We start from the raw sequence: 12,578 nt of genomic DNA, 5'->3' as shown, positions 1-12,578 counted from the left end.
CAGAAAACATCCTCCCACCATGCTGGAAAGGTACTTTCATGTAGCGTGGAGGTGGCTATCAGGATGGTGCCGGGTGTCTGGCCAGAATCACCAGGTTGTAACAGACCACCGATAACCAGCAATGAGAATCAAAACGCTCAGAACCCTTGCAGTGGCAACGTGATAGCCCAAAACATCTCTTTAGCCACGAAATTCCCGCTTCAATACCTGCCCGGAAGCGAAAGAGCGTTTTATACACATACTGACTTTTAGTCATCTCTTCGACTTCAAGTCCGCGCTTCTTATTAAAAGCTACATCGCTGATTCCCATGGCCTTGGCTTTTTCCAAATTAGCGCGACACGCGTATCCGCCGTCACCGCTTGTCTGGCGAGGTACACGACCATAAATTTCTTTTTGTCTTTCCATCATCGGAATGAATTGGTCCGAATCCGCTGGGTTACCTTCCTCAATAACCAGGTCCAGGATCAATCGACTTTTTCCCTGAACCAGGTTCAGTTTATGGCCATACTGTACTTGCCGCCTGTCTTTTACGATGATATCCGTATGGGGTTCATACAGGCTAACCACTTTTTCCTGGGCTGGCACCTTTTCACCCTTAAAGACCCTGCGCTCTGTCTGGGAGACTATTGCATCCACCAGGGGTAACAGGTGATCCACATCGGCCTGCCACTTGTCGGCATCATCAGCCAGGAGACACTGCCCCTGCTGACGGGCGTTTGCTAGCGTGACAGTAGCTTCGATAAGTACCTTCCGGGATTTTCGGGTCAACTGCAGCAGTTTTTTATAATGCTGATGCCGCTCTTCTTTGCCAGCGTAGATGCATTTTCTGGCCGCATCTTTTACGGCTCGGTTGTGATGGGTATATTCATAAAGCGGTGTCGCTGTCAGTGTTTGTCCCCGTTCCAGCAGCCGACAAATTTCTTTAACGGAACTGGCTAAAAGATCACTGTCGCAAGGAGGTTTGATATCCGATTCGGTGACTGTGCTGTCAATAGCCACAGTGCGCCCTTTTTCAATACCCTGATCTTTAGCGGTCATTAGCTGACAGTTATTAATCCGTTCCCATGTAGATGCAGTAAGAAGGCTGATGAGCCCATGCAAACTGGAGCGACTGGGGCGCTGGTTTGGTTCGAGGCGACAAAAGTCTCGAAAGAGCATGGAGTCCATCAAAACAAACGACAAGTAGTCATAATCACAATTCAAATACTGTTTCAGGAGTGCCGCACGAAGAACGGATTCTGCTGATAGTCCGTTCCGCCCAGTGTTCTGTTTATCACCAGAACTTAAGTCCTCATAAATCCAGTCATTGAACTGTGGATGGGCGTCAAGCCATTGCGAGATACCGGAAAGCTGGGAGCAGATTTCATGAGGTACGTAATGGAGTTCCATACTACACTGCGGGTTGCGTTTTTTGCGCATTTGGAGTCCTCTGTTTTTGGCAATCCCTTATGTTTCTTGCTCTTGGGAAGTTTAGTCGCCAGATAGCAGTAGGGCTCCACTTAATTTTTCAGGATAAAATCTACAGTTTTCAATTGGTTGTGTTTTTGGACGAGAACTAACTATTCAGCACTGAGCAAAGGCATATTACAGTAATTCCGAACAGCTCTATGAAGTGATTGATATATGTCCATTCCCTGTTTTCTGGCAGACGACAAATAGCTGCGAATCCGTGCAAACATAGAACCACCGTCTGCACTCCTGAAGCAGCCTGAGATTTTCTGCTTTAACTTGGCCATTCGAACATCCCGCTCACTGCCATTGTTATCGAAGGGAATGGTAAAATCTGACATGAAGCGCAGTGTCTCAGCCTTGAACTCAGTGAGTCGTTTGAAGAGATTGTAAGCTTTAGTATTCTTGACTTTCTTGCGCTTAAGCTCCTCTCGTTGCTTCTCCATATAGACGACTTCTTTCATTAGAGCCCGCTGAAGCAACCGGTCATAAATCTTCTCGATTCGTTCACAGACAACACTTGGCATCTGTAGCATACCTATGGTCTTAAAGCCCTTGCAGTAATGCCAGGAAAGCCTCAGTAGCTTCATCAATCGCAACGCCAGTTGATTGCTGTCCCTATCAACAACACCCAAAAGCTCCCTCAGGTGATGGGCATTGCAAAGTACGTGAGTTGCCGCATATGCAAAATAGGATTTCCAATGATCATGAACCAGAACGCCTGCAAATGTTAGCAGTATGCCCATCGTGTCCATGGCCTCACGACCTCGCTTTTCAGACAAGTAGTAGAGCGTCCATTGTTCATCCCGCATAACGTGTAGCCAGTGCAAAGAGCCCTCGGCCCGCATACCCGTTTCATCGGCTCCGGCAACAGACGATTCCCGCAAGGCGTCACGAATAACCTCTTCAGTAGAAGCCAGATTTTCATAGGTTCTGGCCACAAAATTGGCGACAGAGCCTGCACTTACACTCATTTTATAGAGAGTATTAAAATACTCTGACACGCGCTTAAAAGGCAGGAAATGGTATTGGTTAAGATAGACGGCCATAGCCTGTGTGGCTGAGCCATATTGTGCGGCAGCGGTAACACCTTCCGGGAATTCAGCCTGATTCCGACAACCACAAGTGCAGATTTTTACTTCAGCTCTATGGGCCGTTACTTCAAATTCACCCGGTCTCCCTGGTTCAAACACCTGTCGTTCAATATATTTGACCGGCTCACTATCAAGAAGAGACGCCTGACATTTATTGCATTCTTTAACCGGAAGGTACTCAATATAGTCAGGGATATCGACCTGTTTAAGACAAGTGCCCTGATGCCCTTTCTTTCCACCGGCTTTATTACCAGAAGACTGTCTCAGACTTTTAGGATTGGGTTTTTCATCCGATGGATCGGTACCTTTATCTGCGGAAAGGTCGTCAGAATGATCTGGAGAATTACTGTTTTTACAAGGTTTTTGATAACCATCAGACGATGGCGGCTTGCTGCTGTTTTGACTGTTCTTGCCAACCTTTTCTTCCAATTCTCGACATCGCTCTTCCAGACAGGCAACTCTCATCCGCAGCTCTGCATTCTCTTTCAAGAGAATCTCAGCCGACATAGTTGCGGGTAGTTCTGGAATCATGCTGGCGAATATTGTGGAAAAATGGTGCTTAAGAGGATGGTATAAAAATCAGAAAATTCCAGATTTATGTGGGGGTGCTGAACAGTTACTTTATGATTAATACCGCGTAGGTATTAAAGCAGCGATTAGCTGTGCTGATTGAATACTGGGCGCAGAAACTAAATCTGGTCCCAGTGAATTTCATTCCCGTGAATTCGCTGGGCTGACAGGTAATAAACAACCTGCCCGGCTTCCACCCGGTCATTACCGGGCGGGTTGAGTCTGAGATCGTTTCCAGTGGTCGATTCTGCTACTCCAAGCGCTATCGCTTCGTAATGCACCTTGAAAAACTCCAGCAGACGGCCAAAAGTCGTGCCCCCAAAGTCTTCAGGTACCCGGACACTGTACTGAGTTGGCCCAATCAACGTCGATAACAACTGCTGCTGAACCCGGGAAGACCCCGGATCCTGGGCAGAGCGAACCAGTAGCTCCATGGAGATATTACTGTGACACTCTATTTGCGGGCAGTGGGAGTGGAGTAAGTCTACCATCTGTTGATTTTCAAACCAGGCAACGATATGAGCTGTTGTTTTTGTCGCAGCAATGCCCAAACAGGTTGCCAGCGTCTGATCATCAGAATCACGAAACACGATCACCCTGGCCGCATTATCGATACCGGTTCTCTGCATAAAAGTTGGGTCGGTCAGGCTTTCCCCCCGAACGAACAACACCTGCTCAGGAAAGGGGTTCTCCATCTCCTGGCTGGTACACAGTAATACCTTGCGATTCTCGCGACGACTATCCCCAAAAATCAACGCCACCATTTTCGGGGTGTGATTACGGTTCCAGCCAAAAATAACGATATGATTTTTCAACCCTGAGTAATCCCCCCTACCCTGCATTCCCCTTCTCCATACTGTCATAAAAAATGATGAAAGCTTTCCCAGAACGGCAGCAAGGAGCACCACACCGCCGGGTAGAATAAACAAGGCAGCCCATACCCGCCCCAACGCACTACCGGGACTCAGATCACCATACCCGACAGTGGTCGATGTAGTAACATAAAAATAGAACCACTGATCAAAAGGCAGAAGTGCTGATTCACTGGCCAGCCACATCAGTGCCCAGGACAAAATGAAGTGGCCAAGCAAAACCAACAGCAAAGCCAGCCAGCTCAGTTTCAGGAACTGATGGTGGAAAAAACGCAAAGTTGATTTAAGAAAACTCAAGTCACCCGCTCCATAATTGCCCCGGGAGCCTGTCGAGCCCAAGAGCCTGAAAATCTATATGTGTACGATAGTAACATATAGAGACATCTCATTAACTTATAACATCGATGATTCCGATTATTTCAAAGCATAAAAAATGCTATTTTCGGAATAAATAGCGATCATCGTACTAATGATTGGCATAAACACGGATTGCTGAACAATCGTACCTGTCGCATTCTCCGCCTCTTTTCTATCTAGTTCTCGTCCAAAAACGCATCAGGCAATCATAATTAGATTGTACGTTCGTTTTGATATTTCCTGAAATTCCAGAGAGCCGCAAAAACTCTTCCCTTTTTTTCTCTAATCTGGGACGGATATTGGAGAAAAACGCGAAAAGCAGGCAGAAAACATCCTCCCACCATGCTGGAAAGGTACTTTCATGTAGCGTGGAGGTGGCTATCAGGATGGTGCCGGGTGTCTGGCCAGAATCACCAGGTTGTAACAGACCACCGATAACCAGCAATGAGAATCAAAACGCTCAGAACCCTTGCAGTGGCAACGTGATAGCCCAAAACATCTCTTTAGCCACGAAATTCCCGCTTCAATACCTGCCCGGAAGCGAAAGAGCGTTTTATACACATACTGACTTTTAGTCATCTCTTCGACTTCAAGTCCGCGCTTCTTATTAAAAGCTACATCGCTGATTCCCATGGCCTTGGCTTTTTCCAAATTAGCGCGACACGCGTATCCGCCGTCACCGCTTGTCTGGCGAGGTACACGACCATAAATTTCTTTTTGTCTTTCCATCATCGGAATGAATTGGTCCGAATCCGCTGGGTTACCTTCCTCAATAACCAGGTCCAGGATCAATCGACTTTTTCCCTGAACCAGGTTCAGTTTATGGCCATACTGTACTTGCCGCCTGTCTTTTACGATGATATCCGTATGGGGTTCATACAGGCTAACCACTTTTTCCTGGGCTGGCACCTTTTCACCCTTAAAGACCCTGCGCTCTGTCTGGGAGACTATTGCATCCACCAGGGGTAACAGGTGATCCACATCGGCCTGCCACTTGTCGGCATCATCAGCCAGGAGACACTGCCCCTGCTGACGGGCGTTTGCTAGCGTGACAGTAGCTTCGATAAGTACCTTCCGGGATTTTCGGGTCAACTGCAGCAGTTTTTTATAATGCTGATGCCGCTCTTCTTTGCCAGCGTAGATGCATTTTCTGGCCGCATCTTTTACGGCTCGGTTGTGATGGGTATATTCATAAAGCGGTGTCGCTGTCAGTGTTTGTCCCCGTTCCAGCAGCCGACAAATTTCTTTAACGGAACTGGCTAAAAGATCACTGTCGCAAGGAGGTTTGATATCCGATTCGGTGACTGTGCTGTCAATAGCCACAGTGCGCCCTTTTTCAATACCCTGATCTTTAGCGGTCATTAGCTGACAGTTATTAATCCGTTCCCATGTAGATGCAGTAAGAAGGCTGATGAGCCCATGCAAACTGGAGCGACTGGGGCGCTGGTTTGGTTCGAGGCGACAAAAGTCTCGAAAGAGCATGGAGTCCATCAAAACAAACGACAAGTAGTCATAATCACAATTCAAATACTGTTTCAGGAGTGCCGCACGAAGAACGGATTCTGCTGATAGTCCGTTCCGCCCAGTGTTCTGTTTATCACCAGAACTTAAGTCCTCATAAATCCAGTCATTGAACTGTGGATGGGCGTCAAGCCATTGCGAGATACCGGAAAGCTGGGAGCAGATTTCATGAGGTACGTAATGGAGTTCCATACTACACTGCGGGTTGCGTTTTTTGCGCATTTGGAGTCCTCTGTTTTTGGCAATCCCTTATGTTTCTTGCTCTTGGGAAGTTTAGTCGCCAGATAGCAGTAGGGCTCCACTTAATTTTTCAGGATAAAATCTACAGTTTTCAATTGGTTGTGTTTTTGGACGAGAACTAGATAAGCCAACTAGGTAGCCCCCTGACCTTTCCCAAAGGTGTTGTATAAGTCAGGACGCCCGACATTGCGTGCGCTGTCCTGAATTCGGAGATGACCCCGCCCTAGTTCTGGTATCTAGCCAGTTCATGGACGAGCGGGGCCAAGCCTAACACAAACACATGATATTTGTGAATTCGCAAGACGAAAACCCGCGAATCAGGCGTCCAAATGATAGCAACCGAGGATACGATATGAAAACCCGTTCTGCCCTGGTCCAGATGGCCAGGCAACAACAACGACGTCGGATACAGCAGGATGTCCGGCGGCTAAGTTACCGTTAATGGTTGGAAGCACCAATGTTCAGTAATTCTGCTGATCAACCGGCCAACAGTTAATTTTTTTGCTGCCGTCAGTTCTCGCCTCCAGGCCAGATAATGGGGAAGGTAACGAGTTGCAACCCCTTGGAATACGCCGCCAATCCAGCGTTTTAAATGACTGTGATAAGAATTTACAGTCTGGATGTGGTAGATGCCTTCAACAACATGTTGACCTGCTGATGTCACCAGCTCCTTGAAGACAAATCCAAGCTTGTCAGCAAGTTTTTCGTGAGCGAGGTGTGCATCCGCACAGACCGTGGCCTGTATCGATATGCGGCCATTTAAATGCCTGCACAATTCATTAGCACTTTCGTTTTCTAATACACCGTCAACGGTATTTCGATTACGGTCCCGAGCCACCATTACCGGGACTTTTCGGGCTTTGTTGGGATCATTACCCCGCTTTCGGGTTGGCCGTGGAAGGCCTTCTCTTTGCCCTTTGAAGGATTCACGGAAAAATGTTTCATCAAGCTCAGTAATGCCACAAAGCTCTTCTGCTTGATCATTATTAATCACTTCAAGAAAGCGGTGACGCCAGCGGAACGCAGTTTTCAAGTCAATGGCATTCTCAGCAGCAGCTGGTCGCAAGACCATAGAGTGAGTCATACCTGCGAGGTACTTGTTCCATTTTTCAGGGTGCCTGAGCCTTGCCAAAGGCGTTCCACTAAAGGCGTTAAACGTTGAGTCGCAAGTCTTGCAGTGGTAGCGCTGTCGGCCATTTCGTATGCCCCAGCGACCAACGCTATGGCTTTTGCATTTGGGGCACCTGGGGTTTTCGGCAAATTGGGCAAGTATGCTCTTTTCTACGTCAGGTGTTGCATTATCGTTATTGGGTATAGATTCACTGTAAACAGGTTCAGAGTCAGTGGTTTCTACTACCTCGGTAACCTCTATTTGAGTACTAAGGAGCGAGTTGTTAAGAATGTCTCGCTGTTCACTGGTTAATGTTGAAATGGAATCAATAAAATTCTGGAAGAGTTCAGATTGCATATCACTCCCCTACAACGTAGATTTTATGGGAGTTTAGCTGATTCAACCATTAACGGTAACTTAGCCATGTCCGGCGCTACCTGCAAGCTGGCGGTCAGATCCGGAAAGTGACCAGCAACCCGGCACAAGGCATTAACCCGGTCAACCTGAATGATCTGATCACGCTGAAAGGCTTTTACCGTGAAATCTGAACAGGGCTTACGGTCAATCAAATCGGGTAAGGGCCGGTCTTTCTCCAGCCCTCCCCACAGCACCCGGCATGCGGGTCCGCACCGGGCGGTTCAACGATGATGGTGAAACCTGATCCATAAGTCTTTCGTAACTGTTCAGCACCCCCACATAAATCTGGAATTTTCTGATTTTTATACCATCCTCTTAAGCACCATTTTTCCACAATATTCGCCAGCATGATTCCAGAACTACCCGCAACTATGTCGGCTGAGATTCTCTTGAAAGAGAATGCAGAGCTGCGGATGAGAGTTGCCTGTCTGGAAGAGCGATGTCGAGAATTGGAAGAAAAGGTTGGCAAGAACAGTCAAAACAGCAGCAAGCCGCCATCGTCTGATGGTTATCAAAAACCTTGTAAAAACAGTAATTCTCCAGATCATTCTGACGACCTTTCCGCAGATAAAGGTACCGATCCATCGGATGAAAAACCCAATCCTAAAAGTCTGAGACAGTCTTCTGGTAATAAAGCCGGTGGAAAGAAAGGGCATCAGGGCACTTGTCTTAAACAGGTCGATATCCCTGACTATATTGAGTACCTTCCGGTTAAAGAATGCAATAAATGTCAGGCGTCTCTTCTTGATAGTGAGCCGGTCAAATATATTGAACGACAGGTGTTTGAACCAGGGAGACCGGGTGAATTTGAAGTAACGGCCCATAGAGCTGAAGTAAAAATCTGCACTTGTGGTTGTCGGAATCAGGCTGAATTCCCGGAAGGTGTTACCGCTGCCGCACAATATGGCTCAGCCACACAGGCTATGGCCGTCTATCTTAACCAATACCATTTCCTGCCTTTTAAGCGCGTGTCAGAGTATTTTAATACTCTCTATAAAATGAGTGTAAGTGCAGGCACTGTCGCCAATTTTGTGGCCAGAACCTATGAAAATCTGGCTTCTACTGAAGAGGTTATTCGTGACGCCTTGCGGGAATCGTCTGTTGCCGGAGCCGATGAAACGGGTATGCGGGCCGAGGGCTCTTTGCACTGGCTACACGTTATGCGGGATGAACAATGGACGCTCTACTACTTGTCTGAAAAGCGAGGTCGTGAGGCCATGGACACGATGGGCATACTGCTAACATTTGCAGGCGTTCTGGTTCATGATCATTGGAAATCCTATTTTGCATATGCGGCAACTCACGTACTTTGCAATGCCCATCACCTGAGGGAGCTTTTGGGTGTTGTTGATAGGGACAGCAATCAACTGGCGTTGCGATTGATGAAGCTACTGAGGCTTTCCTGGCATTACTGCAAGGGCTTTAAGACCATAGGTATGCTACAGATGCCAAGTGTTGTCTGTGAACGAATCGAGAAGATTTATGACCGGTTGCTTCAGCGGGCTCTAATGAAAGAAGTCGTCTATATGGAGAAGCAACGAGAGGAGCTTAAGCGCAAGAAAGTCAAGAATACTAAAGCTTACAATCTCTTCAAACGACTCACTGAGTTCAAGGCTGAGACACTGCGCTTCATGTCAGATTTTACCATTCCCTTCGATAACAATGGCAGTGAGCGGGATGTTCGAATGGCCAAGTTAAAGCAGAAAATCTCAGGCTGCTTCAGGAGTGCAGACGGTGGTTTTATGTTTGCACGGATTCGCAGCTATTTGTCGTCTGCCAGAAAACAGGGAATGGACATATATCAATCACTTCATAGAGCTGTTCGGAATTACTGTAATATGCCTTTGCTCAGTGCTGAATAGTTACAGTCTTTCAATGAAACAAGCCCAATTTTCGCGAGGTAACTGTTATTCAGTGCCTGTTGTACCGCATAGGTTTTACTCAGACGGTAATACCCTTTGCTGCTGGCTGCGATCTTGGCGGCGTTAATTTTATCAACGCCTAACCTGACCAGATTCTTAAAACGGGTTTTCGGCTTGCGCCATTGCTTCAGAAAGCAGCAACGGATTCGCCGACGTATCCATTGATCCAGCAGGGGAATTGGTCGGTGATATTCCGATAACCGGAAATACCCCATCCAACCCCGGATATATTGTGCCAATTTGCGTAACCGATGTTGCATTGAGACACCCCAGCGACGACTGGTCAACTTGAGTATCCGGTATTTGAATCGGTCCAGACACTTCTGGGCCCAGCGAACTTTCTTCCCTGTGAAGGTGAAACTCAGGAATTCGCTTTCTGTTGCTTTCACAACTTTACTTTTCCGGGAGTTAATCTTCAGTTTCAATTTGCGTTCAATGAATTGGGTAATGCTGTGCATCACCCGATCCCCTGCACGCTGACTTTTGACGAGAATCACAAAATCATCACAGTATCTTGCAAAGCAATGACCCCGATATTCAAGCTCCTTGTCGAGTTCGTCGAGGACCACATTAGACAGCAAGGGTGATAAAGGCCCACCCTGTGGCATGCCAACCCTGGTCGGGTAGACATTGCCCTCAATCATGACACCGGAGCGCAGGTAGCTACCAATCAGTTTCAGAAGGCGTTTGTCGCGGACCTTACGGGAGACCCTCGACATCAAAACGTCGTGATTAACCGTATCAAAGAATTTACTCAGATCAACGTCAACAGCGTAATGAAGCCCCCGGTTGATCAACTGCTTAACCTGACGGACTCCGTCGTGTGCTGACCGTCCCGGTCGGTAGCCGAAGCTGTTTGGAGAGAAACCCGGATCAAAGACCTGACTCTTGATCACATCTCTCCAGCGCTGAACTGCCGGGCTATCTGCCAGGTTTTTACCCGATCCTGCAATTTCGCCCAGCCTTCCCATACCACTAACCAGCCGGGCTGCCCTGTATGCTTTGAATCACCCCAACCACCAAGCCGAGCAATCGTTTGAAGCAGCCAAGTGACTGTTGGCGGCTTATCGGGCAACGCTTTTTTTTCATAGGTTAGCCAGAGAACCTGCCATTCATCATCACTGACCACCTCATTCGCGAGTGTTTTTTCACTCCAAAGCTTTCTGTCTTTGTGCTGCCTGTCATTCGGTAACATTAATGCTTCACGGATTTGCATTAGTCTGACAGCGACAAACATTAATATGACCGCAAGTCGTTCAATGTTATCCGGAGATTGCAGACGAAGCCTTTCTACTCCTGCTCCCGATTTCCAAGCCTTATGGAACTCTTCTATTCGCCATCGGAGCTCGTAAAATCGAATGATAGAGCGACAGTCTTCGAATGTTTCAATATCTTCAGTTGTCAATAGTACCCAGTGCAAACGGTCTTCGGAGTCATTGCCAATCTCTTCAGCCGACACAATATTCATAGTTACCGGTTCCGGCCTGCCGCCTGGCCTTTGCGGCGCCTGTATTGTCATCTTCTTTCTTTTGACCTGCAGCGTTGCCTTTCGCTTCTTTCTACCTCCTTTTTGAGGAACCACTATCGTATATTTCCCCAACACTTCAGTCTGAGCTAAGGAATCAAATAATAAGAGTTCGCCATCCACCAGGATTCTGTTTTGTGTAGCTCTTACAACAAACCGCTGTCGGTTATCCAGTTTGTAGTGCATATATTCGTATATATCCGCCTCCCGGTCGCAAACACTGATGATGTCAGGCATTTTACCCCCCATCCTTTGTTCTGTGTTTTCAGAGGCTCTTTGCCACTTAAAGCTTTCCTTTCCCTCGTAAGGTAGCTGACGACGTTGGTTCTTTTTCCCCCGCTGAACGTCCTCTCTAACCCATCGTTCTTGATCAATAAGCCCAATGCTTCGCTCTGTATCCGCATCAACCAAGAAGACAGAGTGGACGTGGAATCCTCTGGTTTTAGAGCCTTCAGGACCTCCAAGATCACCAAGCTCGGATCTGACAGCATGTTTATAACCCAGGGTTGTTGTATCTTCGAGAGCCAGAAGTAGGCGAGACTGTCTCGCTATTTTGGCAGTTGCCTGAAAGCCTGCCTCAGCTATTGCTTCAGGCTTTACGGCCTCATTCTCAATCAGCCGGTAAGCTCCAGTTACCAGTGCGGTATAACCTTCGCATGAAGATGACAAAGAATTACCGGTATGAGCTGAAAGCTCGGCAGCAACTTTGACAAGTCGTTTTGTACGTCGAGTATCGCCCAAATCAGCACATCCAAAAGTTAGTTCTGACCATGGTTTAGGAGAAAGTGGAAGCATGACCTGTTTTATCAGTGAGAAATGATAGAACAAGGTAGCTATTTGTGATCAAGAGACAGATCAAAGACAGGGGTCAGCACCTGCACAATGGCCTGCTGTATGACCCTATCCATCACGGTAGGGATTCCCAGCAAACGCTCACCGCCGTCCGGCTTTTCTATAACATGTCGGCGCACGGGTGATGGCTGGTAGGTTCCGTCCAATAAGGCTTGACGCACTGAAGGCCAATGCTGTTTGGCAAAGTCTGGATAAGCTTCAATAGTGACTCCATCAATACCCGGAGCACCCTTGTTGCTTTTGACCTGTTTCCATGCACTTGCCAGATTAGCCGGTTCAAGTACGCAATTTAGTAGATCATGGTTCAAAGCTGGTTAAAGATTCTGTCGCCAAGTACGGTGAGTCGCCGGACGGCTGCATCGCCTTGAGGGAATCAGTCTCCTCTTTGTCGTCGATGTTCGGCCCTTCGCTAACGACTTCCCATCCGTTAATGGCTTCTGTCGTACAGCTACTATGGCCTCTGCTGACTTCTGTCCAATCACCACGCGGAGTTACCTCTGCTGGCGCTATTGGTTGCCATCGGGTTTGCTCGAACAGGATGATGAGACCTGTTCGCCGAGCCTGTTGTAACCAGTGGCTGAGAACTGGGAATTACCAATCGCATGTTGAACAGATCTCCCCGGATAAGGACATGAACTTTCAGTGCA

The 12,578-nt window shown here is 47.6% G+C and carries 10 protein-coding genes; 1 reads left to right on the top strand and 9 read right to left on the bottom strand.

The genetic code is table 11. The features are described 5' to 3' along the window. Window positions 1-58: 58 nt before the first annotated feature. From MJO57_RS14630 to MJO57_RS14605, 6 genes are all read right to left on the bottom strand, one after another. On the bottom strand, window positions 59-1,420 hold the full coding sequence (locus MJO57_RS14630; RefSeq protein WP_252017318.1) for an ISNCY family transposase: 1,362 nt from the start codon (window positions 1,418-1,420) through the stop codon (window positions 59-61). A gap of 140 nt (window positions 1,421-1,560) precedes the next feature. Continuing rightward, window positions 1,561-3,075, bottom strand: coding sequence for an IS66 family transposase (locus MJO57_RS14625; protein ID WP_252018111.1), 1,515 nt, complete (start codon window positions 3,073-3,075; stop codon window positions 1,561-1,563). Between the two features lie 158 nt (window positions 3,076-3,233). After that, the gene (locus MJO57_RS14620; protein WP_252026365.1) at window positions 3,234-4,283 is read right to left on the bottom strand and encodes a potassium channel family protein; all 1,050 of its coding nucleotides are present in this window, start codon (window positions 4,281-4,283) and stop codon (window positions 3,234-3,236) included. 441 nt (window positions 4,284-4,724) lie between these two features. Next, window positions 4,725-6,086, bottom strand: coding sequence for an ISNCY family transposase (locus MJO57_RS14615; protein ID WP_252017318.1), 1,362 nt, complete (start codon window positions 6,084-6,086; stop codon window positions 4,725-4,727). Between the two features lie 445 nt (window positions 6,087-6,531). After that, window positions 6,532-7,572: an IS1595 family transposase gene (locus MJO57_RS14610; RefSeq protein ID WP_252017335.1), complete on the bottom strand. Its 1,041-nt coding sequence runs from the start codon at window positions 7,570-7,572 to the stop codon at window positions 6,532-6,534. Window positions 7,573-7,780: 208 nt separating this feature from the next. Beyond that, entirely contained in the window at window positions 7,781-7,981 is a 201-nt protein-coding gene (locus tag MJO57_RS14605; protein ID WP_252026363.1) for a hypothetical protein, read from the bottom strand. Here MJO57_RS14605 and MJO57_RS14600 point away from each other — a divergent pair. Further along, a complete protein-coding gene (locus tag MJO57_RS14600; protein ID WP_252017851.1) occupies window positions 7,980-9,494 on the top strand; it encodes an IS66 family transposase in 1,515 nt (504 codons plus the stop codon). The genes MJO57_RS14605 and MJO57_RS14600 overlap by 2 nt on opposite strands. On the opposite strand, the gene MJO57_RS14595 is transcribed toward MJO57_RS14600, so the two are convergent. From MJO57_RS14595 to MJO57_RS14585, 3 genes are read right to left on the bottom strand one after another with little or no spacing between them, the layout of a single operon-like run. After that, complete coding sequence (locus MJO57_RS14595; protein ID WP_252026361.1) at window positions 9,461-10,450, bottom strand: reverse transcriptase domain-containing protein; 990 nt, start codon at window positions 10,448-10,450, stop codon at window positions 9,461-9,463. The two genes, MJO57_RS14600 and MJO57_RS14595, sit on opposite strands and share 34 nt — an antisense overlap. Next, window positions 10,447-11,874 (bottom strand): IS4 family transposase, encoded by a 1,428-nt coding sequence (locus MJO57_RS14590; protein ID WP_252017676.1) that lies wholly within the window; start codon window positions 11,872-11,874, stop codon window positions 10,447-10,449. The genes MJO57_RS14595 and MJO57_RS14590 overlap by 4 nt, the downstream gene beginning before the upstream one ends. 38 nt (window positions 11,875-11,912) lie before the next feature. Continuing rightward, a complete protein-coding gene (locus MJO57_RS14585; RefSeq protein ID WP_252026359.1) occupies window positions 11,913-12,239 on the bottom strand; it encodes a hypothetical protein in 327 nt (108 codons plus the stop codon). Window positions 12,240-12,578 lie beyond the last annotated feature (339 nt).

Origin of the sequence: Endozoicomonas sp. SCSIO W0465, assembly GCF_023716865.1 — a bacterium.
Classification (GTDB): Bacteria; Pseudomonadota; Gammaproteobacteria; order Pseudomonadales; family Endozoicomonadaceae; genus Endozoicomonas.
The sequence above is the reverse complement of the archived record's forward strand: the minus strand, read 5'-3'. Positions and strand labels throughout refer to the sequence as shown.